We start from the raw sequence: 25,602 nt of genomic DNA on the forward strand, positions 1-25,602 counted from the left end.
AAATGCTTGCGAACGCAGGCGTCAATGGAAATGGCGGCACGGTGCTAGACTCAACTTGGCCGAAACTTAACGGACTCGAGCGCCTTTGCGGCATTGATGCGGAGGCGCTTCGAATCCTGCCGTTCTTTGCATTTGAGGTTGCCGATTGGGACAGCAACCGAAAGCGCGTCCTGCGTGACCTCATTGACGCTCGGCTCGGACCTGTTGTCGTTGTCCGTAGCTGTGCGGCATTGGAAGACGCAAACCAAAACGAGCCGCCTGGCTTTTTTGATAGCGTACTCGGCGTCAATACGACCGCCTCCACAGAATTGGAAAAGGCGATAGATCGAGTCTGTCAATCTTACCTGCGCCGGACCGATCACAACCGGCTCCGCCACAAGGTGATAGTACAGACCCAGCTGCTGCGACCGAAAATGAGCGGTGTGTGCAGCGTGAGCGAGGATGAAAACGCCTATTTGGAGGTCGAGTATGACGACCGCTGCGGGCGAACTGATGCCGTTACATCGGGAATGGACGTTCAGCGAGTTCACCTCAGCCGGTGTCATGTCGAAATGCCTGTGTTTTGGCGGAAATTACGCGACGCGATGGCCCTGATAAGCGAAAACTTCGCCGCGCCGTTTTTTGTGGAATTTGCTTTCGACGACGCCGGCGCCCTCCATGTCTTTCAAGTCCGCGCCGACCGACGGCCCCTCCTATCCGCCGAAGGTCTGACCCCGAGCTGTCACCAGATGGAGCTGGCCGCGGCATCCATTGAATCCAATGGACCGTTGTCCGTCATGGCGGATTGGAATCCGATGGAGATGTTGGGGCGCGATCCCAAGCCGCTCGATGTCTCACTTTACGATGAATTGCTTATGTCCGGCGCGTGGGCCGATGGTCGCGTGTCTCTCGGCTGGCACAAACCCGACATGCGTCAACTGACCGTCGAACTCGGTGGGCAGCCCTATGTGAGACTACGAGAGAGCTTTCGTACCCTCCTGCCACGCGGATTGCCTGTAGGGCTGGTCAACGCGCTCCTGGAAGATCGTATGAAGCTTCTCGGATCGGCGCCCGAGCTTCATGATAAAGTCGAATTCCGCATCATGTGGTCTGCCTCTCCAATCGACGAGGAAACGACAAGAGCACACTTGCTCGACCGCGGTTTCGATGTTGACGGCGTGAATCGCTTGTTCGTGGCGCTCAAGCGAGTGACCCGCGATACCATCCGGGAAGCAGGTGAGCACCTTCGCGCGGACCGCGCAGGTATGAGCGATTTGCGCTTGGCCAGGCGCCGCTTGGCCAAGCTTGGGGCGGAAGCGCCACCTCACAAGGTCTCGAGCGAGATCAAAGCGGCCCTGGAAATGTGCCGGACGAAGGGGACAATCCCCTTTTCCAGACAGGCCCGGATCGCATTCACATTTCGATTCATCGTCAATCAACTTGTCGAGCAAGGGGCACTCCATGCAGACGCAGTGCAAGAATGGGAAGCGGGTCTGAACACAATAGCCGGCAAACTCGCCCATGATCTCGCCAAGCTGGAAGAAGGCACACTTCAACGACGTACTTTTGACCGTCGCTACGGACATTTGCGGCCGAGAACTTATAGTTTGGAGTCGCTTCGCTATGACGAGCAGCCCAAGATCGCTGGCCCCCCAAGTCTGCGCAGCCGGGGCACGCCCACCGCCGCTCCATACTCGGTGTGTCTCCCATCGTGGCTCAAAACAATCGGTGTGAAACTTTCCCAGCCCGAGTTCTGGGAGATCGCTGCCGACGCATACCGCGGGCGCGAGGAGTTGAAGTTTGGCTTCACCGCTCTGCTGTCAGATATACTACAGACCCTGGCAAAGGTCGCCGAGTGGACCGGTTTGGATCGACGTCAACTTCGGGCACTCCGGATTTCCCGCATACTCAATCTGATGGATGCTGCAGACAATTGGCATTCGTTTGCCAACGGGGTCGACGCGGCCATTCAGGTCTTGCCGCCCCCGACCAAATGGCACCTGCCTGACATAATACTCGACAAGAACGACCTTTACGTCGTGAGGGAGCTGGAACCGCGTCCCACCTTCATAGGTGCCAATCTGAGCCAGGGTCCGCTACAAGTCGTGACCGGGGATGGACCGCTGGATACCGAACTTAACGGGGTCGTTGTCGCCATTGAAGCACCTGATCCTGGATTTGACTGGATATTCGCCCAGCCACTTGCGGGCCTGATCTCGGCCTACGGCGGAGAATTTTCACATATGGGCGTGCGTTGCGCAGAATTCCGTATCCCGGCCGCGCTGGGATGCGGCGCGAGGTTGTTTGACAGCATCGCGGGTTCCGAAAAGATAACAATAGATGCCGGACACGGTGAGATCTGGAATGAAGTTGGGAGGCTCTTTCCTTGACCGCGGCCCCTAAAAAACCCGTCATCGGTGTCGTTGCTCGCGCTCTGGCCGTGCAAGGGCGCTCACGCCCGTTCCTGGGTGCATTCGAACCCTACCTTGAAGCGATTTCATCAAGTGGGGCCGATCCGGTCATTGTGCCTTATGGCGTGCAGGCGGATACCCTGATCTTGTTTGATGGGGTCGTGTTCACGGGGGGTGACGACCCCTCCCGATCCGAGTGGTGGGACAACGCGCGGCCGGCATCCTCCCAAGATCACCGGAGGGACGCTTTTGAAGCTGACGTCGCGCTGCTCTGCCGTGAGCATCAGATTCCGTTACTGGCGATATGCCGGGGCGCGCAGTTGATCAACGGAGTGATGGGAGGCGCCATGACCAGCCGAGCGGATTTGTCGAATTGTGATCATGGTACCGACCGCGAAGCGCTCCACGACGTACAAATCCGCCCGAACAGCATTTTGTGGAAGGCCCTGGGAAGCCGCGAGAAGCACATGGTTCTGAGCCGGCATTCGGCATTAATCGCGCGCTTGGCCCCTGGCCTGGATGCGACGGCATGGGCACCGGACGGCACAATTGAGGCGTTCGAAGCGACTGAGTGGCCCTGTATCGGTGTGATTTGGCATCCCGAATGGGTCGGACCAAATAGAGCTCCCGATTTGGCCCTTTTCCAATGGTTGGTTGAAGCGGCAAGGAGACGTCAGTCATGACCCAGGTCATCCTTCTAGGCGCGGGTCGAGGCTCCCGTCTCGGCACGCAGAGCGGTTTCGGCCCAAAATGGATGTTGGAGATCGAGGGTCTGTCGCTCGCTCAGCATCTGGTGAACGTGTTTCATTTGCAAAACGTCACCGACATCAACCTGGTGCGTGGTGCTCAAGGCGGAACTGTTCTCAGTCCGTCAGTAGCCTATACAGAAGTGATCGACTCTCCAAACATGGTCCATACCCTTCACGAGGTTCGCCATCTGGTCCGTGACGATGTGATCGTTGCTTATTGCGACTTGCTGCTCGAACCGCGCGTCGTGCAAAAGGTGCTAGAGTTCACGGGAGATGTCGGTGTGGTGGTCGACCAGCACTGGCAAGAACTCTTCGCGTTGCGCGCCGATGACCCGCTTGAAATTGCAGAGAGCTGCCGCGTCGTCGATGGTCGTCTAGTCGAACTTGGTCAACTAGTTTCGCCGGGACAAAGGCCAGACGCGCAATATATTGGCCTGGTCTATTTCAAACTGCCCATCTTCCAACAGCTCATGCGGATGTATGACGAACTTCTTGATATGACGGCCGGGGCACCCTGGCGCAATTCATCAAGCTTCGTTCAGGCGTATCTTACCGACTTTCTTCAGGAGGCAATCGATCGTGGATATGCTGTTCAGCCCATAGAAATTGAGGGAGGTTGGTTTGAGTTCGACACACCGCGCGACCTGGCGGCCGCGCGCCAACTGGCGCTAGAGCCCAAACCGCACGTGTTCGATCTTAAGGTCCTCACAACCAGGCCAACCGTGATCTCCGCCGGCGGAGTGGCAATACGCGGCAGCGGCGACCACCGCGAAGTGTTGCTGGTCGGGAGCGGCGAAAAAGGCGGCTGGCGGATTCCCAAGGGAATGCTTGAGCCGGGAGAGGCTGTCGAAGACGCGGCAAGGAGAGAGGTCCTGGAGGAGGCCGGCGTGCCCGTGAAGATCGAGGAACGCGTCGATATCGCCGAATGGACCTATGATTACGGCGGCAGAAGCTGGCTCGAACGCTGCTTCTTTTTCCGAATGGCCGCCGAAAGCGAAAGCCCGCCTGTACCAGACTCGGAACACGAGGTTGCTGCATGGGTGATGGTATCGGACGGCGTTGATGGCATGCGTTTCGCCGAGGAGCGACAAGCTCTTGAACGGGCCGTATCATGACCTCGGGTGGCCAGCAATTCGCAGCTGGATTTTTGAACCAGGAGTACGGAATCTCGCCGGCCGAAGAGCCCCTGTCCGGAAACACAATCGGCATTCTGGAAACTGCCCAAAACGGTGGAATTCCTGTCGCGTTGCCGGAAGTCCTTCCTGCTTCGCTCCTTCAGGCACCGTACGATGAAGCCATCGCATCCATCGCGGCTGTGTTGAAGCAGAATCCGGTTTGGAGTGCATTTGAGACCCCCCTCCGACTGAATTCCCGGCTGCTTCCCAGCGCAATTGTAGACATCTGCTACAGCGATGGGTCCGCTCGGGAGGCCAGATTTTCGTTCACGCCCGGACCGGCCGCCATCCGGGAAATCGCATCCAGCTTGCGAATACTCTTTCGAGCAGAAACGTTTGGCCAAAACGTGGGCGGGGAAGATCCGTTCGAATTCCTATCGGTTCGCCCTTCAATTGGCGCCTGGCTAAGCGCCGGGTTTGACATCATCACCCTGAGCGTAAGACCCGATCACGAAGAAGCCTGGGGCGTTGCCACTTCAAACAGCGATCGGATTAGTTTCGGGGATCAACCTCCCAGTTGGGCCGCTGCCCTGGCGATGCAGCTCGCAAGAATATGGCCGTTTGCTTTTGAGGCGCGGTTCGCCGGGCGAAATGCCGGTGGTCACCTCGTGGATATTTGCGTCAGTGACGATAGCGAAAACCGCAATACCGAACTGTTGGCAAAGCTGCTCGCCGATGGGCGACCCTTGCCGAATGGCATTGTCGCGAACTGCACTCCTTTTCCGCGGCAATCGCTGACCGCTGGCACTGAGGCTTTGGCGACTGGTCACGCGCAAGGTGATCGATGGGCTTATGGTCCATTGGCGACATCCCTTGAGACCGCGATCAAATTCAGGACGGCGGGCGAGGCGCCTATTTTGGTCTTGGACAGATTGCGTCCGTCACAGGCACATTTGCTGTCTGGAATTGCCGCGCTCGCCCTACGCCAAGATGGCCCTGCCTCCCACATCACGATTCTGGCACGAACCGCCGGACTCGCAGTCCTTTCCAATGTGCAGCAGAAATCCCCAGCATGGCCATCCGACGGAACCATCGTAACGCTCAGCGAATCTCTTGGCGCGCTTATCGTCGGCAAATCCCAGCCCGAGCAGTCGACTACGCGTTTCATCGGGCCACGCTTGTTTCGACGCTATGCAACTCCGGTTGCCCTTGCGGCGGGCGTACCAACTGAAAAGATCTCTGGACGGTCTATTGGACTCTGTCGTTCCGAAATGCAGATTCAAAACTCGCCGGAAGCACCGATCTTTCTTGACTATCTGGCCCGGTTTGGGGCTGCCGAAAGCGAAAAGCCGGTACCTCAACCAGTCGCTGACCGGATGGAAGCGTCGCTTGACACCATGCTTGAAACTGCTGACGGAGAACTCGTCAACTACCGTCTCATGGATGCGGATCTCCACGAGGTCTTGGCGGGTCATCCTGACGCAAACTTGGGCTCGAGAACGGTCGATAGCCGCGGCCTGCGCGGCCCGCGTTGGGCGCTGGCGAACGGATTCTATCGATGGCAGGTGGATATGGCGGTCCGCGTCACAGCCCGCCATTCCCGCCAAGGTTCAACAAATGTCGCCATAACCGTTCCGTCGGTCTTTGGACTTTCGGAAGTGGCCGCCGTTCGGCGCCTTTTCGACACCAGCTTGGGTAACCATTCCGGTGCTGCCGATGCGTTGCGGTTCGGCGTGATGATCGAAACACCGCGCATGTGCGCACATGCGCCGCTGCTTCCAATGTATGCTGAGGTGTTCAGCTTCGGCCTGAATGATTTGACAGCGTCGGTCTATGGCCTCGAGCGCAGTAGCTGGGATTCTTTTGGCCACTACTACGTGGCGGCGGGTCTTTTGGGAAAAGATCCCTTCTCCGCTTTGGATGTGCCGGTGGTTGGGAGGCTCGTCAAAAACACGATCGCTACGTTGCGGTCCTCCGGCGCTAAAGGCCCTGTTTTCCTTTGCGGCGAGGCTGCCAACAGTGCTTCTGCTTATACCATCTCCGTCCAGAACGACAATGTGTACGTGTCCGTCCCGGAGGCAGATTGGGCCTCAGCGGTGATTTCGTCCGCCAGTGAAAAAACGAGATTGGCCAAGGGCCTTGGGTTTCCGCGAAACGCATCGTTGAAGCACACCCATCATATGACGAGGCGAGCCACCACCGCTGTTCGTATCGGACATACAGATCTTGCAGCTGAAGCGGCATTGAAGTGGTTTTCAATCGTCGCGCCGATGTCCGACAAGGACGACATGCAAAACTGGAAGGTGTTGAAGAAGCGGCTGGTATCGGCGCTTTTCGGGGAGTTGCAGGGCAAGTTCTTCGCGCCGAATTGGGACGCGGAACAGGTATCTTCCTATGCTCAAAATTTGATGGACGGACCCGAGACCGTGCGAATTTCGCAGTTTCCTATAGGAATCTCCTGTCATGCGCGTAGTGAGGCGCTGGAAAGCACATGGAATGACGATCAGCTGAGAAACTTCATTGCCGCTTTTGATAATTTGGCGACGCTGCACGTTTTCCCGCAACAAAACGCTGATCAACTCTGTTTCCGTGCGGTCTTTGGTGCAGAGGGTCTGCTGGTCGAGGCAGGATGGGGGCAGGCGATGTATGTGTTCGAGGCAGAGCGTGGACAACATCCCATTGCCGTTGCACGCCTGGATACAGACGGCCATTTTCGGTTCGAACATAGAATCGCGAAATCACACAAAGTGATGAAAGGGCTGAAGAACCTCGTCTCGTCGCATAAGCGCTGGCTATTGGGCGCTGGCCGCATAGTTTCTGCGATGCTCGGTTTGGAACAGTTCGCAATCGAGGGTTATTTCGACCCAGATGTTCCATCAGAGCTTAAGGTCGTGGACATGGATCTTCCCCTGGACATAGCTTGGAACGTCACGTCGTAGCATGTGGGCAATCGACCGATCTTATTAAGCAACGTCCTGTTTGTTCTCATCTTGTTTGTCACAGGGTATGTATCCGGCAAGTGCTGCTGCGATAGCATCCGATACCGTGTTGGCCGCGGCGCGAATGGGGTCTGTCTTAAGATGTGCGTAGCGGGCGGTGGTCTGAATTTGGGTATGCCCAAGGAGCTTACCGATCATAGTCAGATCTTGTCCGAGTTGAAGCGCGTCCGACGCGAACGAATGCCGTAGGTCATGTATGCGCAGGCCGTCGAGGCCGGCACGTTTGCGCAGTCGTCGCCACGGCTTCTGCATATCGGTGAGGTGCTGTCCTTCGATCCTCCCAGTGATAACGTAGGGATTGTTCTTTACCTTGGGAATGGTCCTCAACACCTCGATAACCGTCTTGCCGATCGGCACCAACTTGGCGCCGGTTTTGGAATCGGGGAGGCGAAGCACTCCGCCTTCAAGGTCGACATAATCCCATTTGAGGGTCTGGATTTCCCCTAGTCGGCATCCGGTCAACAAAAGGAGGCGGATGCAGTTTGCGGCTTCCGGCTCTTCGTCGGCCTCACGCAAGACCTTGCCGAGGCTGGCGAGTTCGTCAGGCGTGAGGTAGCGCTCGCGCTTGACCTCCTTGTAACGTTTCACTTTCCAGCAAGGGTTCATGCCATCCGTTCGCACACCCCAGGTGTGGGCGACGGTGAACATGATTGAGAGAACGCCGAGCGTACGGTTAGCCTGATAGGGAACGTTCTTCATTGATTGATGAAGCCCAACCACGTCGGCACGCGTGACATCGATAATGCGATGTGAACCCAGCTTGGGATTGATAAACAACTCGACCGAACGCTTGTATTCGCCGTAGGTGGACGACTTGCAATGCACCGCAACGTGTTCTTCGAGAAAGCGCTTGCCGAATTCCTTCATGGTCGGCGAGGCTTTGCGCTTGTCGCGGTCGGTCGCGGGATCGCCGCCCAATCGGACATTGGAAAGATGCTTCATTGCCTCGGTGCGGGCGAGTTCCGGCGTCAGTGCGCCGTGAAGGCCAATGTTCACGCGGCGCAGTCGGCCGCCGATACGGAACTGAGCAAGGTACATCTTCCGTCCGGAGGGATAGACACGCAGGCCGAAGCCCTTCAGCTCGTCATCCCAAAGGAAAAACTCCTTGTCCGCTGGTGTCGCGGCATCAACGGAACGTTTCGTGATCTTCGGCATGGAACACCTCGTGAACGCTGGAATCTCCGGAATCACATCGGAATCATCTATGAGAAAACGATGGAGTTCTTGGTCGCAAGATAGCGTAACCCCGACTGGACAATTCGTCAATAAAAACATTATGTTAGGGCGTGTTCGGCTGCGATATCGAAGAAAGGGATAACGCGGCGAAAACCGCTCTGAACAAACTCATAACCTGAAGGTCGCAGGTTCAAATCCTGCCCCCGCAACCAAGATAGAACCGCCAACTCATTGAGTTGGCGGTTTTTTTGTTTCTGGTGGCCTGCTCCCCGTTTTTTCCGCGTCTACAAGTTTCCGCTTCACGTTGTGGTCCTTTGCGGACCTTGCTGCCACTTCAGCATCGCATTGGCGTTGAGTTCGGTGCCATTGTCGCCGGCCGCCAGCAAGGGATAGCCGCGCAGTGCAGCGACGGCGTCCAGTTCACGGGCGACACGCTGACGCGAGATAGAGTTATCGGCAACGGTCGCCAGGCATTCCCGGCTGAAGTCATCGATGACGCACAGGATGCGGAAGCGACGTCCGCCAACCAGCGTGTCGGAAAAGATGTACAGCGACCGGCGCTGATCGGGATCCTAAGGGGTCGCCATCGACGCCCGCGTACCCAGGGCTCGCTTGCGGCCGCCACGCTTCCTCCCCGTCAGCTTTTCCTCGCGATAGAGGCGTTAGAGCTTCTTCCAGCTCACCTCAGGGGAGCAGGTCACAAGGTGTCTGAGAAGGGAAGGGATCAAACCCGAAACCATGAGGCAAGGACGCTTGCTTCACCGCAAAGCCGCCGCCTAAAATGATCTTGATGGTCCAGACCCTCCACCAGATCAGCTCGGCCATTGTCCCAAAACCTCTGACAACGGACACCCTCTCCATTGCGGGCAATGCGTTTTGCATCTAAAACAATCGAAAGGCCATCTCCTGATCGAGCTGACATGACCGACTCCCCCAATCACAAGGTCTACTTCGTCCCCGGATTGCATCGAGGTCTCAAAGTGCTCGAGCTACTCGGCGGGGCGGGGGAGGCAATGTCGATCAGCGATATCGGCCGCGCTATGGGGTTGAGCCGGTCATCGGCCTTTCGCCTGGTCTATACGCTGCGCCACATGGAATTTCTCAAGGAAGGCGAGCAGAAGGACACCTATACTCTTGGCGCAAGGGTTCTGAACCTCGGCTTCGCCTATCTGAATCAGCAGCCGATCGCCACGATCGCCCGTCCGCACCTGGCCAGCCTGCGGGACAAAACTGGCGTCAGCGCACATCTCAGCGTGCTGGAAGGGCAGGATGTTCTGTACCTAGGCAGCCACCAGGCCAGGACCGGCTATGTCTCCAACATGGTGACAGGGACGCGGGTGAAGGCCTATGTCATTCCGGTTGGATGGGTACTGTTGACGGCGCTGGACGATGCCGAGCTGAAGGCCTTCTGCGCCGGCCAAAAGATGGTGCCCACGACCGAGCATACGCCGACGACCTATACCGAGCTGAAAGCCAAGGTCGCCAGCGTGCGGGAGCAGGGCTATGTCTTCTCGCGCGGCTTTCACGAGCCGGGCGGGTCGAGCGTCGCGGCGCCGGTGCGCAACAACACCGGCCGGGTAGTCGCCTGCGTCAACGTCTCCGGGCCGGACAGTGGGTTCGACTTCGATCAGCTGGATAGCCTGTACATCGCCGAAACGCGGGCGACCGCGCTCCAGATCTCGCGTGGGCTCGGGTATCTGGGCGACAACTGAGGAAGGCATCAGGCCAGCGCGAGAATCGCGCGGGCCTCGGCAGGAGTGGCAATGTCGCCGCCAAGATCGCGTATGATCCTGATTGCCTTCTCCACCAGTTGGGCATTTGACCGGCAATGTTCGCCGCGGTCGATGTAGGCCGTGTCCTCCATCCCAATACGGCAGTGTCCTCCCAGCAGAAAGGCTTGCGCGAGCATCGGAAAGGCCATTCTGCCGATTCCGAAGGCGGCCCATTCGCTGCCGGCGGGAAGTTGGCCGACGAGATAGGCCATTGTCTCGGGGTTGGCGACGGCGCCGAACCGGACGCCCAAGACCATCTGTACCATAAGCGGCGCTGTCAGAACGCCGCGCGCCACGAAATCCTTGACCATGTGCAGATCGCCGGAATCGAAGATCTCGATTTCCGGTCTCACGCCGGCGGAGATTATCCTCTCGGCCATTGTGGCAAGGTTGCGCGGGCTGTTGATCACACTGGCTTGGCCGGACCACATGGTGTTGAAGTCCAGCGTGCAGATGTCGGGAAGGAGGGCCTCGATATGGGCAACCCGGCGTTCGGGTGTACAAAGGGTCGAGCCGGGTGCGGCTACCTTCGGATTATCGTCCGACGGAATGAAGCGACCACCTTCACCCGTCGTCAAGTTGAGCAGGACTTCGCTGTTCTCCGAGCGGATCCGGTCGACGAGTTCGCGGTAGAGCGTCAGATCCATCGACCCTTTCGCCGTTTCCGGATCGCGGACGTGCAAGTGTACGATTGCCGCCCCCGCCGCCGCCGCATCCAGCGCCTGACGCGCAATCTGCTCCGGCGTGACCGGCAGGTAGGGGCTGATCTCGGGTGTCATCAGGTTGCCGGTGATCGCGGCGGTAAGGATCGTCTTCCTGCTCATGCTCGGGTGTCCAGTGCGGCATGAACCGCTGCGGCGAGCGTATCGGCGATGTGCTCGATCTCGTCCGGCGTCGATGTATAGGCTGGCGCGAGGAGGACGTGGTCACCTAGCCGCCCATCAGCACAGCCCTGCGCCGAGTAGGTCATTACCCCGCGGGCGAATGACTCGGCCTGGATGTTCTGCGCGACGGAGCGTTCGACGGGGAAGGGGGCCTTGGTGTCGCGGTCGGCGACCGCTTCAATCGACCAGAACAGGCCCCGGCCGCGAATGTCGCCGACATTGGGGTGTTGGGCCAGACGGAAATGGAGCGCCTGTTGCAGCTGCTCGCCCCTGGCACGGACATTGGCTAACAGCCCATCGTCTTCGATCACCTGCTGGACGGCCAGGGCTCCCGCCGTTGCGACCGCGTGGGACATGTAAGTGTGCCCGTTCCACAAAGTTCCGCTGCCGGTTTCGATGGCGGCAATCACCTTCTCGGCAGCCATGACCGCCGCGATCGGCTGGTAGCCGGCGCCCAGGCCCTTGGCCAGCGTGGTGATGTCGGCGCAGATGCCTTCCTGTTCGAGCGCGAACGGAGATCCGGTGCGACCCATGCCGCACATGACCTCGTCGGCGATGAACAGGACGCCGTGCGCGTCGCAGATTTCGCGGATCCTCTTGAAATAGCCGGCGGGCGCAGGCTGCGTTCCCAGCGATGCACCCACCACCGGCTCGGCCACGAAGGCCATGACGTTTCGGGGGCCGAGCTCGAGGATCTTCGCCTCCAGCAGGTTGGCCATCCGGCGCGCGTAATCCGCTTCGGCTTCGCCGCTCTCGCGCAGGCGATAGGCATAGGGAGCCTCAATGTGGTCAACCTCCATGAGCAGCGGCTGAAACGGTGCGCGCCGGCCGGCGTGGCCGCCGGTGGCGAGGGCGCCAAGGGTGTTTCCATGGTAGCTGGGTGAACGCGCAATGATCCGGATGCGCTCGGGCTGGCCGCGTTCCAGGTGGTATTGCCGCGCGAGCTTCAGGGCGGCTTCCATCGCTTCCGAGCCGCTGCCCAGGAACATCACACGCCCGGCGCCAGTGCCTTCCGGTGCGCGATCGACCAGGAATTTGGCGAGTTCCTCGGCAGGTGCATTGGTGAAAAAGGACGTATGGGCGAAGGACACCTGGTCAAGTTGATGCTTCAGAGCGGCAATCACTTTGGCATTGTCATGGCCAAGGCAGGATACTGCCGCACCGCCACAGGCATCCAGATACCGATTCCCCGCATCGTCCACGAGGTAATTGCCTTCGCCGCCAACAACTGAGGGAAGGGTTGATTTCAGGTTGCGGTGGAGCACACTGGACATGTTCATTCCGTCTTGCATATGGACATGTGTTTTGTATATTAAACGAAATCAGCAAGCTCAAGGAAAATTCTCCAAGAGCCGAAAAATTGAGGAGCTTGACTTGGTAGGTGCACTGGAGGGGCTGCGGATCATCGAGGTGTCGCAGGTGCTCGCGGCTCCGTTCTGCGGCTATCAGTTTGCTTTGCTTGGCGCGGACGTCATCAAGGTCGAAAACCCGCAGACGCCCGATTGCGCGCGCGGACGCGGCCCGGTGCCGGCGCTGAACGCACGCGAAGTCGGGCTGACCTATCAGGTGCAGGGCGCGAACAAGCGGTCGCTTGCGCTCGACCTGACGGACCCGCGCGGAGCGGCTGCCTTGCAGAAACTCGTGGATACGGCGGATGTCTTCATCGAGAATTACAGCACGGGAACACTGGACGCGCTGAACCTTGGCTACGACACTTTGCGTGGGATCAATCCCCGGTTGATCCACTGTTCAATGACGGGATACGGAGAAACCGGGTCGAAGGCGCGTAAGGGAGCCTATGACAACACGATCCAGGCCGCCTCCGGGATCATCTCCCAAAGCGCGGGGCAAAAGCCCGGCCTGTCGTTTGTCGACTATGCCGCCGGATATGCGGCCGCCTTCGCGATTGCTGCGGCAGTCGTGCAACGCCAGCGGACCGGTGAGGGCTGTCATATCAGCGTGTCGATGCTCGAGGTGGCCATGTCGCTGATGGCCCCCGAAGCGGCCGCTCTTCAGGTGGCGCCGGCCGCTCCGAAGCGGGAAGAAGCCGGGATCGCGGCTTACGAGACGGCCACCGGACCACTGATGCTGGGTGCATTCAGGCCGGCCCAATATCGCAAACTCGGTCGCTGCCTGGCCAAGGCCGGACATTCGCTGCCGATTCTCGATGAGATCAGGGATTGGCCTGATGTCTGGGCCAATTCCGCCGTGATCCGGGCCATGCTTCAGGAGATCTTTCGGCAGCGGGGTGCAGAGGAATGGGTCGGTATGCTCGACAGCGCGGACGTGCCGGCGGAACGGATCGTCGCGCTTGGTGAGGCGGTCGCTTCGCGCCAGCTGGCGGAGCGGGGCTATTTCACGGTGTCGCCGGATGATCCTTCGGTCCGTCTGCCGGTGGCAGGCTACACGATGTCGCGGGGCGGACCTGACGTCACGATGGCGCCTCCCGAGCTGGGCGCGCACAGCCAGGCGGTGTTGCTGGAGGCAGGATTGCCCGGTTCCGAGATCGATGCCCTGATCGCGGCAGGGGTGGTGCGATGACGCCGCGCCTCATCGCCGAACCAGCCTTCCGGCTTCCCGACAAGTTGCGGCACCGGGGCGAACCCTCCGCCTGGGCGAAGATGACCCGCCCCGGGCAACCGATGCACTCCTTCCTTGAGGCTGCCTTCTTCGATGCCGAGCGCAACCTCTGGCTCTGCGACGTGCCCTATGGCCGGGTGTTCCGGGTTACGCCCGGCGACGAATGGACGATGGTTCACCGGATCGACGGTGAGCCACATGCCATGCGAATTGCGCCCGACGGGCGGCACATCGCCGTGGACTATCGCCACGGGGTGATCGAGTTGAGGGACGAAAGCGGCTTCACGGTTCTTGAGACCGGGGCCGAATCTTGCGGTTTCCTGGGTCTTTCCGACATGTGCTACGGGCCGGATGGCCGGCTCTGGTTCACTGACAGCGGCCGCACCTCGCTGAGCGACCAGCGGGGCAGGGTCTGGTGCCGGATGCCGGACAGCGAACTGCGGCTGGTGCTCGATTGCGTGCCCTATTCCAACGGTATCTGTCTGTCGCCCGACGGTGCCTGGGTCTATGTCGCCGCAACCCGTGCCAATCAGGTCTGGCGGCTGTCGTCGCACCTGCCCGCCATGGGCCAGCCGATGGTCGGGGTCTTCCTGCAGCTGTCCGGCGGTCTCGGGCCTGATGGTCTGGCCACCAACACCCGCGGCTGGCTCGCCGTCGCGCAGGCCCAGGCCGGGCGCGCCTATGTCTTCGATGCCCTGGGAGATCCGGTCGCAGAGATCCGGCTGCCCGAAGGTCTCTGGACCACCTCGGTCGTCTTCAGCCCGGACGAACCGTCCCGCCTTTTCATCGTCGATGCCCAGACCGGCACCGTTTTCACAGCAGCAATCCCCGACTGACGGAACCCTTCAATGAACAAAGATGACCTGCACGGCTATGTCCCCGCAATCGCCACGCCTTTTTCCGCGAAGGGCGAAATCATGGAGGACGCCTTTGTCGAGCTGTTCGAGTTCCTGATCGGACGGGGGGCGACCAGCATCTGCATCGCCGGCGACAACGGCGAGAGCTGGGCCCTGACCGCTGCGGAACGTGGTCGGCTCGTGCGCCTGGCCAAGGATACGTCCCGAGGTCGTGTTGGGGTAATGATGGGCATTTCGGCCCCTACGATCGAAGCCTGCCTGGGATACGTACGGGCGGCGGAAGAGAACGGGGCGGATGTGCTGCTGTCGATGCCGCAGACCTATGTCCTGAAGGCTTCGGAAGCGGAATTGATGGCCCGCTTCGACAAGATCTCGGCGGCGACCGGGCTGCCGCTGGTCCTGTATAACTCGCCGCGTCGGATGGGCTTCTCGCTGACCGTGGACCAGACCGAGACGCTGGTAAACGCGCATAACGTCATCGGCATCAAGGAAAGCCAGCGCGACTTCTTCTATCATACACACCTGCTTGCACGTTTGGGCGGGAAGATGTCGGTGATGACCGGCCCGTGCCACTATATCCTGCCGGCCTTTGCGCTGGGCGCGAAGGGTTTCATCGCCACCGGCCCCGAGTTTACCGATCTGCTTCCCTCGCAGATGCAGGAAGTCGGGACTTCCACGCCTGACGAGACCTATCGCAAGGCGCACTACCAGCTGACGGTCATTTACGAGACGCTAATGGGGACAGGCACGTGGCCCGCGGCCTTCAAGGCGGCGTTGAACCTGATCGGCCAACCGGCGGGCGTGCCGCGCGATCCGGTCCTGCCGCTGAGCGGGCAGGATCTCGACAAGATCCGGCGCACCTTTGACGCGCTGGGGATCAGCTACAGATGATCCGCCTCGTTCCCGATCACTCCGCCCGGATCCAACGCACTGAGAAGGTGCCTTTCACCTTCGACGGGGTCGCGTTGATGGGGTGCGCGGGCGAGAATCTTGCCGCGGCGCTGATGCAGGCGGGAGTTCTGCATCTGCGGAACGCACCGGGCGACGGTGCTCCCAGAGGCGCGTTCTGCATGATGGCCTTGTGCCAGGAATGCGTGGTCTTCGTGGATGGGCAGAGTGTTGAAAGCTGCCGTCTCACGGTATCGTCCGGCCTTGTTGTCAAGTCGCGGCGGTGACGATCCGATGCGGGACATAGTCGATATTTCTATCGTCGGTGCCGGCCCGGCTGGTGCGACCGCAGCTCTGGTCGTCGGCCAGGCGGAGTGTCGGTCCTTGCTGATTGACGAGCAGGGCCAGGCGGGCGGACAGGTCTGGCGCGCCAAGGACAGATCCATCCTGTCGGCCCCGGCGACCCCCGAGAGCCGTTCCGGCGACAATCTGCGCGAGAGGCTCGCCGCAAGCGGTGTCAGGCAGATGACCGACACGCGGGTCTGGCAGATCGAAAGGCAGGGCGAGCATTGGGTCATACATACCCTGCGCAATGGCGCCGCAGGTCGCCTGCATAGCCGTGCCGTCATACTGGCCACGGGCGCGCGCGAGGAGGCGCAGCCGGTTCGGGGGTGGACCACTCCGGGTGTCATCGGACTTGCCGGTGCAACGGCGCTGTTCAAACAGTCGATCCGGCTGCCTGGCCGGGCGAGCGTGGTTGCGGGCGCCGGGCCGCTGGTATTCTTCGTGGCCAGCGAAATTCGCCGACTGGGGGGAACGGTGGCGGCGGTTGTTACACCCAACACCCGCGCCGACTGGCTGGCACGCCTGCCGTCTATGGTGGCGCGACCCGACCTGCTGTGGCGTGGCGGGCGCTGGGTCGCCGACCTGATGCTGGCCGGCGTGCCGATCTACTGGGGCCATGCCGTGAAATCCGTTTCCGGAGACGATCAGGTCACCGGTGTCACCCTATGCCGTCTGGCGGCCGATGGCACGCCGCTTCCGGGTGACATCGGGATCGCGGCGGATTCCGTCTGCCTCGGGGGCGGTCTTGCCCCATCGACCGAGGCGGCGCAACTGGCCGGCGTGGCGATCCGGTACCGACCTGAGCTCGGCGGGTGGGTTTCCGAAGCCGAATTGGACGGCAGCACTGCTCGCGAAGGACTGTTTCTCGCGGGAGACGGTTGTGGCATCAGAGGCGCGGTCGCGGCCGAATTGCACGGCCAGATCGTCGCCCGGACCGCCTTGCGCCATATCGGGCAGGCCAGCGCATCCGATCCGGCTCTGGAAAGGGCCTATCGCCGTGCGTCGCGTTTTGGCGAGGCGATGACCGTCCTGTCGGCTCTGCGTGCGGACCCGATCGGCTTGGCAACGCCCGACACGATCGTGTGCCGCTGTGAAAGCCTCACCCGGCGTACCATCGAGGTCGAGATCGAGTCGGGCGCGGTCAGCAGCAATGCGGTCAAGTCCGGACAGCGTGCGGGCATGGGGCCTTGTGGCGGCAAATACTGCCAATCATCTGTGGCCCGGCTTATCGCGCTGCATGAAAACCGGGCTTTGTCCGAGATCGCGCCACCAACGCCGCGGCCACCGATACGCCCGGTTCCGGTGTCCGCTCTGGCGGGCGACTTCGACTATGACGATCTGCCCATGCCGAAACCGGCACCGCTATGAGCGAGAACCACGACATCGCGGTAATCGGCGGCGGCATCATGGGTTGCGCCGCGGCCCTGCGCCTGGCCTCGGGCGGTATGGCGCCGATCGTGCTCGACCGTGGCGACCTGGGGCAGGGGGCATCCGGCGTCAACGCGGGCACACTCTCGTTGCAGATCAAGCGGGTCAGGCTGATGCCTTATGCGCTGAAGGGCCATGAGGAGTGGGCGCGCATGGGGGATGCGGTCGGCTTTCGCCGCACCGGTGGCTATACGCTCGCCTTCACCGAGCGCGAGGCGGAGCTGCTGACGGAACGCCAGACGCTCAAGGCCGAAGCCGGCGCGCCGATTGAGTTCGTGACGAACAACCAGATCCTGACCGCCGAGCCGAATCTGACCCGCCGCGTGCTGGCGGCGAGCTATTGCCGCGAGGACGGCTATGCGAACTCCTCGCTGACCGGCCAGTATTATCGCGGACGCCTGCGCGAGGCTTCGGTGCCATATCGCGAGCGATGCGCGGTGACGTCCATCACCCGCGATACGCAGGGCTTCGTGCTGCACACCGGTGGTCCGGCAATAAAGGCCAGGCGGATCCTGCTCGCGGCGGGGGCCTGGCTGAAACCCGTGGCCGCGATGCTTGGCGTCGATCTGCCGGTCGATGCCCGGATCAACACGGTTTCGGTGACGGAACGGATGCCGCCGCTGTTAACGACGGTCATCGGCCACGCGACCGGTTTGCTGACCATGAAGCAGAAGGGCAACGGCACCATCCTGATCGGCGGTGGCTGGCAGGGGCGCGGCACGCCGCAGGAAGGCAGGGGCGAAGTCACCGCCGACAGTCTCATCCCGAACCTGTCGCTGGCTCAGTTCGCCCTGCCGGAACTGGGGCAGGCGCGGGTTCTCCGCAGCTGGACCGGCTTTGAAGCCAACGTGCCCGACTTCTACCCGCTTGCCGGAGAGCTGCCCGGCGTGCCGGACGCGTTCGTGCTGGGCTGCGTGCGCGGCGGCTATACCATCGGCCCCTATATCGGCCGGCTGATGGGTGAGTTCATCCTGGGGCACAGCCCTGAAATGCCCGTGTTCGATCCGGGGCGAGATTTCGAAAAGGACGCGACATGAGCGCTGGTTTCAACGATCTTTCCCGCTTGGACGGCAAGCTTGCCGTCGTCACCGGCGGCGGCAGCGGGATCGGCGAAGCCACCGCCCGGGTCTTTGCCACGGCGGGCGCCAAGGTCGTCGTCACCGGGCGCCGGATCGAGCCGATCAAACGGGTCGCCGACGCGATCGGCGGTCATGCGATCGCCTGCGATGTTGCGGATCAAGCGCAGGTCAGGAGCATGTTCGCCGAGGCGCTCGCAATTACCGGGCGGGTCGATGTTCTGCTGAACAACGCTGGCGGTCCCGGCCCGATCGCGCCGGTCGCCGAGGTCGACATGGCGGACTGGATAAATTGTCTGAACATCAACCTGGTCGGTGCGATGTACTGTCTCCAGGAAGCGGCCCGGATCATGAGCGCGCAGCGTTCGGGGTCGATCATCAACATGTCGTCGCTCATGGGCATCGAAGGCTATCCGATGCGCTCGGCCTATGTCGCTTCGAAGTTCGCCCTCATTGGCATCACCGAGACCATGGCCCGCGAGCTTGGGAGCGTCGGGGTTCGGGTCAATGCGTTGATGCCAGGTGCGGTCTCTGGCGAGAACATGGATCGGATCCTGAAACGGCGATCCGAAGCGGAGGGACGCCCGGTCGAGGAGATCGAGCGCGAGAACTACACCGACGTTGCCGCGCTGAAACGGTGGGTTGCCCCTGAAGAGGTCGGCCGCGCCGCGCTCTACTATGCCTCCGACCTGTCATCGGCGATCACCGGCGACAAGATGAAGGTCGACTGCGGGCGGTTTTGACCTTGCCCGGCCTGTGCCCGAGCCGTGCAGCGATCCTTCGGGCATCGGGGCATGCTGGCGAGGCGCAATCGCTGCGACGGGCAAGTTCCACCAATCGCAGAAGTGCCGAAGCAGAGCACTTTTCGTTTGATATGCAAAACTACGTCTCGTATATTAATGTCGTCAGAACGGCGTGCGCTGTAGCTGCAAGTTGGAAAAGATCGAAAACGCGATCACTTAACGACAGGAGAAGCCGTTGAAACAGATCACACATCTTCTTGCAGCCATAGCTGTCGTCGGATTGGCCACGACCGCTCCGGCCCTGGCGCAAGACAAGACGCATGCGGTTGCATCCTTTATTTCGGGCGGTCCGACGGGCACCTGGTACCCGACGGCCACCGCGATTTCCGACATGGTCAACCAGGCCTACGAAGGCCAGCCGGTCAGCACGCTGCCAGGCAAGGGCGCCATCGGTAACGCACTGGCTGTCGGTTCGGGGCAAGTGGACTTCGGGCTTTCCTACGGTCCCTTCCTTCTCGCGGTGTACGAAGGAAATAACCCGGTGCTCAAGCGTGACGGTCTGAAGGATCTGCGCGTTGTCGCCAGCGTGGTGCCAAACACCGTCCAGATCGTCCTGGCCGGTGATGTGCCCGATACCGTGTTTTCCAACGTCAAGGACGGCGGGAAACTGCGAATCGGTGTCGGGGCGAAAGGATCATCCAATCTGTTCGGCATTGAGAAGATCCTGATGGAGAATGGCGCGGATTTCGCGGCGGTCGAGCGCAATGGCGGGTTTGTCATGGAAGGCGCGCAGGAAGGCCTGCTGGATGCATTCCTGAACCGGCAGATCGACGTCTATACAAATACGGTCGGCACCGGGGCGAGCGACTTCCAGCAGGCGCTGGCGACACGCAGTTCGCGTCTCTACGCCATTCCCGAGGATATCCGCCAGAAAATGATCAAGAACTGGGGCTATGTGGCCTACGACATCCCGGCCAATACCTATGCCGGCCAGACCGAAGTGGTGCCGTCGCTCGACCTGTCGACGCTGGTGATCACCAACGCGTCGATGGACGACGACATGGTCTATGAAATGGTCAAGCGCATGGCAGAGAACAAGCCGCGCCTGGTGTCGGCCTACAGCGGGTTTGCCAACTGGGAGCCGAAGGACATGGCCATCGGCGCGCCGATCCCCCTGCATCCGGGTGCGGAGAAGTATTACCGCGAAGTCGGTTGGATCAAATGAAACCGGCCTGACTTGAGGCCACCGCCCCGGGATCTCGTCCCGGGGCGATCCAACAACAACGGCAATACCACCGGGCACAGGGGTCATGATGACGGATACAACGGCAGTTGATGCTCCCGTGAGTGAAGCGCCTCTCGATATTCCCGCCCTGTCGCAGGCCGAGTTCGAGGCCTCGATCATCCCCGCCGAACAGCGCCGAACGCACGGTCTGACCCGGCATGTCATCCGGATCGCCTGCGCTGCCCTGACTGTCCTCACGCTATTTTTCGCCTTTCGCACGACGATTGGTGAGATTGCCAGCCGGGGCCTTTACCTCGCCTTCGCGGTTCCGCTCAGCTTGCTGCTCTACCCGGCGCTTCACCGCAGCCGGAAGGATGGACCCTCGATGCTCGACTGGGGGCTCGCCGCGCTTGCGGTGATCGCATTCGGGTGGGCCGTCATCTCGCAGGAACGTTGGCTTGACCGTTACGTGGGTTTCGATCCCATCCCGAACTACGATATCGTCCTGGGCGTCATCGCGCTGGTCGTGACCTTCGAGGCGACGCGTCGCACGGTTGGCGGCGTGATCGTGGGATTGAACCTTGTCTTCGTTGTCTACGCCGTTACCGGACCCTATTGGCCAGGGCTGTTCCAGCATCGCGGCATCAAGCTCGATGAGTTGATCGAAACGCTCTACATGGACACCAGCGGGCTGTTCAATTTCATCACCGGGATCATGGCCACGTTTCTCTTTGCATTCCTCCTGTTCGGGGTATTGCTCAGAGCCACCGGCGGTGACGTGATTTTCACCAATCTGGCCCTCTCGGTAGCCGGACACCGACGCGGCGGACCCGCGAAGGTGGCGGTGATCTCGTCCGGATTGATGGGGATGCTTTCGGGCTCTTCAATCTCCAACGTCGCCACCACAGGTGTGATGACGATCCCGCTGATGAAGCGCACCGGCTACAAACCAGTCGAGGCCGCCGCCATCGAGGTGGTGGCCTCGGTGGGCGGCGCGCTGGCGCCGCCGCTCATGGGGGCCGGAGCCTTCATCATGGCCAACCTGACTGGATTGCCGCTGACGACGATCCTTCTGTATTCGATTGCTCCGGCCATTCTGTATTACCTGACCCTCTATGTGTTCACCGACACCATCGCCGCCAAGCGGGACCTGAAGGGGCTGCCGCGCGAACAGCTTCCGACCCTGGTATCGGTGTTTGCCAGCGGTTGGCACATCCTGGGTTCGATCCTGATCCTGATCGGCCTGCTGCTGCTTGGATATACGCCATACTTCGCCGCCGCGGCCTGCGTCATCGGCACCTTTCTTGTCGCGACGATGCGCCGGTCCACGCGTCTGGATTTCCGCAAGACGATTGCACTGCTGGAAGCGGGGGCGCGGACGGCGCTGAACATCTCGGCGCTACTGGCCAGCGCAGCCCTGATCTATGGCGTGGTGGTACAGACCGGTCTGCTGACCAAGGTCACGTCGATCCTGCTGACTTTCTCCGGTGGTTCGGCGGTGTTCGCGATCATCCTGCTGGGGCTTATCAGTTACTTCGTCGGCATGGGGCTGCCGGTAACGGCCTCCTATGTCATCATTGCCGCGCTTGGCGCACCCTTCTTGCAGGATCTGGGCGTCTCGCTTCTGGCGGCGCATTTGATCATCTTCTGGTTCGCGCAGGATTCGACAATCACTCCACCGATCTGCATGACCGCGATGGTCGGTGCCCGGATTGCCGGAGCGCCGCCAATGCAGACCGGCTGGCTGAGCGTGAAGATTGCCAAGGCGCTTTACCTGCTGCCCTTCGTCTTCGCCTTCGGCGGACTGTTGGATGACCAGATCCACGTCGTCGTGCTGACGACCGTTGCCTTGGGTGTTTGCCTCTGCGCGATGCAAATTGCGCTGATCGGATACTGGCGCCGGCCCCTGAGCCTGCTCGAACGCGGTGGCTTCTCGCTTTTAAGCGTCACGAGCTTCCTGGCCTCGATTGCGGATACGCCAAGCGAAGCGGCAATTTACGTCGGGATCACGGCGGTGGTTGCAGCGGTTCTGGTTGTTTCCTCGAAAAGAGCCGTCGTGCTTTGATCGCACACTCGAATCCACGTCACTATTGTCCGTTGTCAGAGGTTTTGGGACAACGGGCTGTCGAACAGATAAGTCGACCGGCAGCGATGATCGCAAGTTGAGATGTGTACATGCCCCCGCAACCAAACAGAACAACAACCCCCTCAGCTAGCGATGCGGGGGTTTTTGCACTTGTGGCCCGCACCCGCACCAAGACTACCTGCTACGCCCTTGCGCACGCGTATTCGCTTGCAGCCGCCGTGTCCCCCGGTGGGGTGCTGTTTGCGCGGAAGGCATAAGGATTCCAGCGGTGTGATCATATCGGCGGCTTCCGTGCGCTTGTCTTCGTTCTGATCGAAGCAGTGCATGGCCGCGCCTCCTTTGGTTTGGGAGCCGGTTCGTGCAGTGTATCCAGCCTGCGGCCCGTCGATGCCCTCAGTGCCCGAAGTCAATCACAGAGTACGTTCGCTCCGGCGGCGGTGAATTCCTTGAAAGACCGGATGAGGCGAGGCGGGTGTGTCATTCGCCAACCGGTCAGTCCGCCGTTGATCGAAGTCCCCGCATGATCTCCTCCGCCACCATGGACGTCGCCAGGCCGAGACTGCGTTTTCCCCGTTGCACGAGCGAAAGGACGTTCTTTCCCATCGTGCGATCGCGGATCTGCAGGTAGCGAAGGACGCCGTTGCGGTGTTCCTCCGCCATGTCGAACCTGCTGAGAAAGGCGACGCCGTCCCCGGAGGCGGCAAGACATTTCATCGTCTCGATGGAGTTGGTCAGGAAGGTCGGCTCGACATCGAGGCCGGCGCTCGCGAACGCGTCGGCGACAATGCCGTGAATGAGCATCGACCTGTCGGCAAAGATCAGCGGATAGGGCTGGCAATGTGCAAGGGACAGGGAGCCCGTGCCGGTCAGCGGGTGGTCCGGAGAAACCACGGCCCCGAGCCGGGTGTCCAGCCTCGCAAGTTCCTCCAGCTGGGGCGAGGCAGGCAGATTGAAGGCGAACCCCAGATCGGCCTCCCCGTCCAGGACCGACTGCAGGATGTCGCGGATGAACATGACCCGGATCGATATCTTGATATGCGGGTGGCGGGCGCAAAAGTTCGCCGCAGCCTTGGGCACAATGCCGCCGGCAAGCCCGTTCATCGTCGCGATGATCACTTCACCGCCCTGAAGCGTTTTCAGGTCGCGGATTTCCGCTTCGACCTGGCTGTATTCCTTCATGGTCCTGCGAATATGGGCGAGGAGAATTTCGCCCGCAGGCGTCAGGCGCAGTCCCCTGGGCAGCCGCTCGAACAGCGGCTCGCCGATGGCCTCTTCCAGCTGCAGCACATGCTTGTTGATTGCCGACGACGCAATGTTGAGACGTTCGCCCGCCCCGCGAATGGAACCGCATCGCGCGACCTCGTCGACATAGCGCAACACGCGTGAGTGCAGCATGGCGGATCTCCTCCTTTTAACGCTCTCGAAACGAGAGCGGTTTGGACGGAAAATACTGCTTTTCTGAAGCGCTGCAATCCCGTCTTCTGCCCCCGGAACACGCAACGTCATCGGGCTGCAAAGGGAGGGAAGCCGTGAACCAAGCTGCAACCGGTCACTACGACAAGGTTCGTGCGATCTTCGACATTCTCAACGGGAACAAGGAGGCGGATCTTCTCATCCAGAACCTCAACATTCTCGATGTGCATGGAGAGACCGTCTACCAGGGATCGATCCTGATCTACGACAAGCGGATTGTCGCCCTGAACCCGGATGAGGCGATCACCCGCGTGAAGGAGACATTCGACGGCAAGGGACTGTATGCGATCCCCGGGCTGATCGACGCGCACCTGCATTTCGAATCCCAGCTGGCCAACCCGACGGCCCTCGCAGAGGCGATGGTCCCGTGCGGAACCACCACGATCTATGCCGAGTGCCTCGATCTGCTCAGCGCGGCGGGCGATGACGGCGCCGAGGTTGCCAGAGACCTGTTCCGCGACCACGAGAAGCTGCCCTACAGGCTCTTTGCGTTCGCACCCGGGAAGAAGACGCCGGCAGCGGTGACCCGCGCGGTGCTCGACATGGAGCCCGTCATCGGCCTGGGCGAGTTCGAGCACTTCACCTACAGCTCGGGAAACGACGACGATTTCCGCAAGGCCGCCTGGGTTCGCGAGCGGGGCGGTTTCATGAACGGGCATTGGGGCGTGACGGCCCTTTCCGACATGATCCTGAACTATCTGCCGGCGATCGGCGTCTCCAACAACCACGATGTGTGGAATGAGGACGACATCGAAAAGAGCATCCGCTACGGGTTCCCGACGCATATCAAGTTCGGCGTGGGCAGCAGCGAGGTCATCAAGAGGTTGCTGCGGGCGATCGTCGACCGCAAGTTCCCGACCGACAATTTCATGCTCTGCACGGACAACATATCCATCGAGCGCCTGCGGACGATGGGCCATATGGACTGGATCATCTCGCTCTGCGCGGAGATGGGCATCAATCCGATCAAGGCCATCAAGATGGCGACCTACAACACCGCCCGCTCGTTCCACATGGAAGACAAGATCGGTTCCCTGACGCCTGGCCGTTTCGCGGACATTGTCCTGACCGACAGCCTGTCGCGGATCAACCCGCTCTATGTCTTCAAGGATGGCGAACTGATCGCCCGGGACCGCAAGCTCCTGCGCAACGCCGATATCGACTATTCCGGCATGTGCACCAAGGGCGTTGCCGGTGCCGGCGATCTGACGCCGCAGATGCTGGACATCGTGCCGATTGAAGTGTCCGAGGACGGAACGAAGGCCAAGGTCTATCTGTTCGACGTCTACGGCCGCGGCCATGACCAGTTCTACCGGGAAGTCTGGGTCCCCTTCAGGGACGGGAAGATCGTTCCGGAAGTCGAGGGCAACACCCATTCCCGCCTGTCGGTCGTGCAGAGGTACCCGGACGGGGAACGGCACATCGTCAACGGGTTGTTCAAGGGGGTTGACCTGGACCACGGAGCGGTCGCGACGTTCTGGCCGGCGCCGAAGCCCTATTTCGTCGTGGTCGGGCAGGACAGCGAGGAAATGTGCCACTGCATCAAGCGGGTGGACGCCTATTCCGGTGCCTGCATCGTGACCGACGGAAAGGTCGACAAGGCCGTGATGCCGCTGGAGATCCACGGGGTCATGGCGAACATGTCCGTCGAGGAGCTGACGTCCAGTGCAAACGCAATCGATCTGGCCCTGGAGGAACTGGGCAACCGCAACGAGGGCGAGCCTGTCGTCAACAAGTTGCTGAGCCTTTTCATCTCGTTGCACCGGTTCCGGTTCATGGCCTGACGCCACCGGGGACGTGGGACGTGTCGACGGAC

The 25,602-nt window shown here is 61.0% G+C and carries 20 protein-coding genes and 1 pseudogene; 15 read left to right on the forward strand and 6 right to left on the reverse strand.

The genetic code is table 11. The features are described 5' to 3' along the window. Positions 1-2 precede the first annotated feature (2 nt). From RBB46_RS21230 to RBB46_RS21245, 4 genes are read left to right on the forward strand one after another with little or no spacing between them, the layout of a single operon-like run. The gene (locus RBB46_RS21230) at positions 3-2,369 is read left to right on the forward strand and encodes a PEP-utilizing enzyme (protein WP_306031053.1); all 2,367 of its coding nucleotides are present in this window, start codon (positions 3-5) and stop codon (positions 2,367-2,369) included. Continuing rightward, positions 2,366-3,073 carry a gamma-glutamyl-gamma-aminobutyrate hydrolase family protein gene (locus RBB46_RS21235; RefSeq protein WP_306031054.1) on the forward strand — a complete coding sequence of 236 codons (708 nt, stop codon included), beginning with the start codon at positions 2,366-2,368 and terminating at the stop codon, positions 3,071-3,073. The genes RBB46_RS21230 and RBB46_RS21235 overlap by 4 nt, the downstream gene beginning before the upstream one ends. After that, on the forward strand, positions 3,070-4,254 hold the full coding sequence (locus tag RBB46_RS21240) for an NUDIX domain-containing protein (protein WP_306031055.1): 1,185 nt from the start codon (positions 3,070-3,072) through the stop codon (positions 4,252-4,254). The genes RBB46_RS21235 and RBB46_RS21240 overlap by 4 nt, the downstream gene beginning before the upstream one ends. Continuing rightward, positions 4,251-7,193 carry a putative PEP-binding protein gene (locus tag RBB46_RS21245; protein WP_306031056.1) on the forward strand — a complete coding sequence of 981 codons (2,943 nt, stop codon included), beginning with the start codon at positions 4,251-4,253 and terminating at the stop codon, positions 7,191-7,193. Before RBB46_RS21240 ends, RBB46_RS21245 begins: the two co-directional genes overlap by 4 nt. Positions 7,194-7,217: 24 nt before the next feature. Here RBB46_RS21245 and RBB46_RS21250 read toward each other — a convergent pair whose 3' ends face one another. From RBB46_RS21250 to RBB46_RS21260, 3 genes and pseudogenes are all read right to left on the reverse strand, one after another. After that, a complete protein-coding gene (locus tag RBB46_RS21250; RefSeq protein WP_306031057.1) occupies positions 7,218-8,408 on the reverse strand; it encodes a site-specific integrase in 1,191 nt (396 codons plus the stop codon). 344 nt (positions 8,409-8,752) lie between these two features. Next, positions 8,753-9,112, reverse strand: a pseudogene (locus RBB46_RS21255) (DDE-type integrase/transposase/recombinase); the annotation flags it as partial. 1 nt (position 9,113) lies between these two features. After that, positions 9,114-9,254: a hypothetical protein gene (locus RBB46_RS21260; RefSeq protein ID WP_306031058.1), complete on the reverse strand. Its 141-nt coding sequence runs from the start codon at positions 9,252-9,254 to the stop codon at positions 9,114-9,116. A 95-nt stretch (positions 9,255-9,349) separates the two neighbouring features. Here RBB46_RS21260 and RBB46_RS21265 point away from each other — a divergent pair, with 95 nt between their 5' ends. Beyond that, entirely contained in the window at positions 9,350-10,141 is a 792-nt protein-coding gene (locus tag RBB46_RS21265) for an IclR family transcriptional regulator (RefSeq protein WP_306031059.1), read from the forward strand. A gap of 8 nt (positions 10,142-10,149) precedes the next feature. Here RBB46_RS21265 and RBB46_RS21270 read toward each other — a convergent pair whose 3' ends face one another. Together RBB46_RS21270 and RBB46_RS21275 are read right to left on the reverse strand one after the other, a co-directional pair. After that, positions 10,150-11,025: a 3-keto-5-aminohexanoate cleavage protein gene (locus RBB46_RS21270; protein WP_306031060.1), complete on the reverse strand. Its 876-nt coding sequence runs from the start codon at positions 11,023-11,025 to the stop codon at positions 10,150-10,152. Beyond that, complete coding sequence (locus tag RBB46_RS21275) at positions 11,022-12,359, reverse strand: aspartate aminotransferase family protein (protein ID WP_336623188.1); 1,338 nt, start codon at positions 12,357-12,359, stop codon at positions 11,022-11,024. The genes RBB46_RS21270 and RBB46_RS21275 overlap by 4 nt, the downstream gene beginning before the upstream one ends. On the opposite strand from RBB46_RS21275, the gene RBB46_RS21280 reads away from it, so the two are divergent. The 9 genes from RBB46_RS21280 to RBB46_RS21320 all read left to right on the forward strand — a co-directional run bounded on the left by RBB46_RS21280 (position 12,358) and on the right by RBB46_RS21320 (position 22,292). Beyond that, on the forward strand, positions 12,358-13,626 hold the full coding sequence (locus RBB46_RS21280; RefSeq protein WP_306031062.1) for a CaiB/BaiF CoA-transferase family protein: 1,269 nt from the start codon (positions 12,358-12,360) through the stop codon (positions 13,624-13,626). The two genes, RBB46_RS21275 and RBB46_RS21280, sit on opposite strands and share 2 nt — an antisense overlap. Continuing rightward, a complete protein-coding gene (locus RBB46_RS21285; RefSeq protein ID WP_306031063.1) occupies positions 13,623-14,501 on the forward strand; it encodes an SMP-30/gluconolactonase/LRE family protein in 879 nt (292 codons plus the stop codon). The genes RBB46_RS21280 and RBB46_RS21285 overlap by 4 nt, the downstream gene beginning before the upstream one ends. Before the next feature lie 12 nt (positions 14,502-14,513). Then, positions 14,514-15,413: a dihydrodipicolinate synthase family protein gene (locus RBB46_RS21290; protein WP_306031064.1), complete on the forward strand. Its 900-nt coding sequence runs from the start codon at positions 14,514-14,516 to the stop codon at positions 15,411-15,413. Then, positions 15,410-15,697, forward strand: coding sequence for a (2Fe-2S)-binding protein (locus RBB46_RS21295; RefSeq protein ID WP_306031065.1), 288 nt, complete (start codon positions 15,410-15,412; stop codon positions 15,695-15,697). The genes RBB46_RS21290 and RBB46_RS21295 overlap by 4 nt, the downstream gene beginning before the upstream one ends. 7 nt (positions 15,698-15,704) lie before the next feature. Continuing rightward, positions 15,705-17,123, forward strand: coding sequence for an NAD(P)/FAD-dependent oxidoreductase (locus RBB46_RS21300; protein ID WP_306031066.1), 1,419 nt, complete (start codon positions 15,705-15,707; stop codon positions 17,121-17,123). After that, positions 17,120-18,220, forward strand: a complete 1,101-nt coding sequence (locus tag RBB46_RS21305) for an FAD-binding oxidoreductase (protein ID WP_306031067.1) — start codon at positions 17,120-17,122, stop codon at positions 18,218-18,220. Before RBB46_RS21300 ends, RBB46_RS21305 begins: the two co-directional genes overlap by 4 nt. Further along, complete coding sequence (locus tag RBB46_RS21310; RefSeq protein WP_306031068.1) at positions 18,217-19,002, forward strand: SDR family NAD(P)-dependent oxidoreductase; 786 nt, start codon at positions 18,217-18,219, stop codon at positions 19,000-19,002. Before RBB46_RS21305 ends, RBB46_RS21310 begins: the two co-directional genes overlap by 4 nt. 235 nt (positions 19,003-19,237) lie before the next feature. Continuing rightward, positions 19,238-20,227, forward strand: coding sequence for a TAXI family TRAP transporter solute-binding subunit (locus RBB46_RS21315; protein WP_306031069.1), 990 nt, complete (start codon positions 19,238-19,240; stop codon positions 20,225-20,227). 88 nt (positions 20,228-20,315) lie between these two features. Further along, a complete protein-coding gene (locus RBB46_RS21320; protein WP_306031070.1) occupies positions 20,316-22,292 on the forward strand; it encodes a TRAP transporter fused permease subunit in 1,977 nt (658 codons plus the stop codon). A 513-nt stretch (positions 22,293-22,805) separates the two neighbouring features. Here RBB46_RS21320 and RBB46_RS21325 read toward each other — a convergent pair. Continuing rightward, positions 22,806-23,708 carry a LysR family transcriptional regulator gene (locus RBB46_RS21325; protein WP_306031071.1) on the reverse strand — a complete coding sequence of 301 codons (903 nt, stop codon included), beginning with the start codon at positions 23,706-23,708 and terminating at the stop codon, positions 22,806-22,808. A gap of 134 nt (positions 23,709-23,842) precedes the next feature. On the opposite strand from RBB46_RS21325, the gene RBB46_RS21330 reads away from it, so the two are divergent. Beyond that, positions 23,843-25,570 (forward strand): amidohydrolase family protein, encoded by a 1,728-nt coding sequence (locus RBB46_RS21330; protein ID WP_306031072.1) that lies wholly within the window; start codon positions 23,843-23,845, stop codon positions 25,568-25,570. The last annotated feature ends 32 nt before the right edge of the window (positions 25,571-25,602 follow it).

The organism is Stappia sp. MMSF_3263, from assembly GCF_030733745.1.
GTDB lineage: Bacteria > Pseudomonadota > Alphaproteobacteria > Rhizobiales > Stappiaceae > Stappia.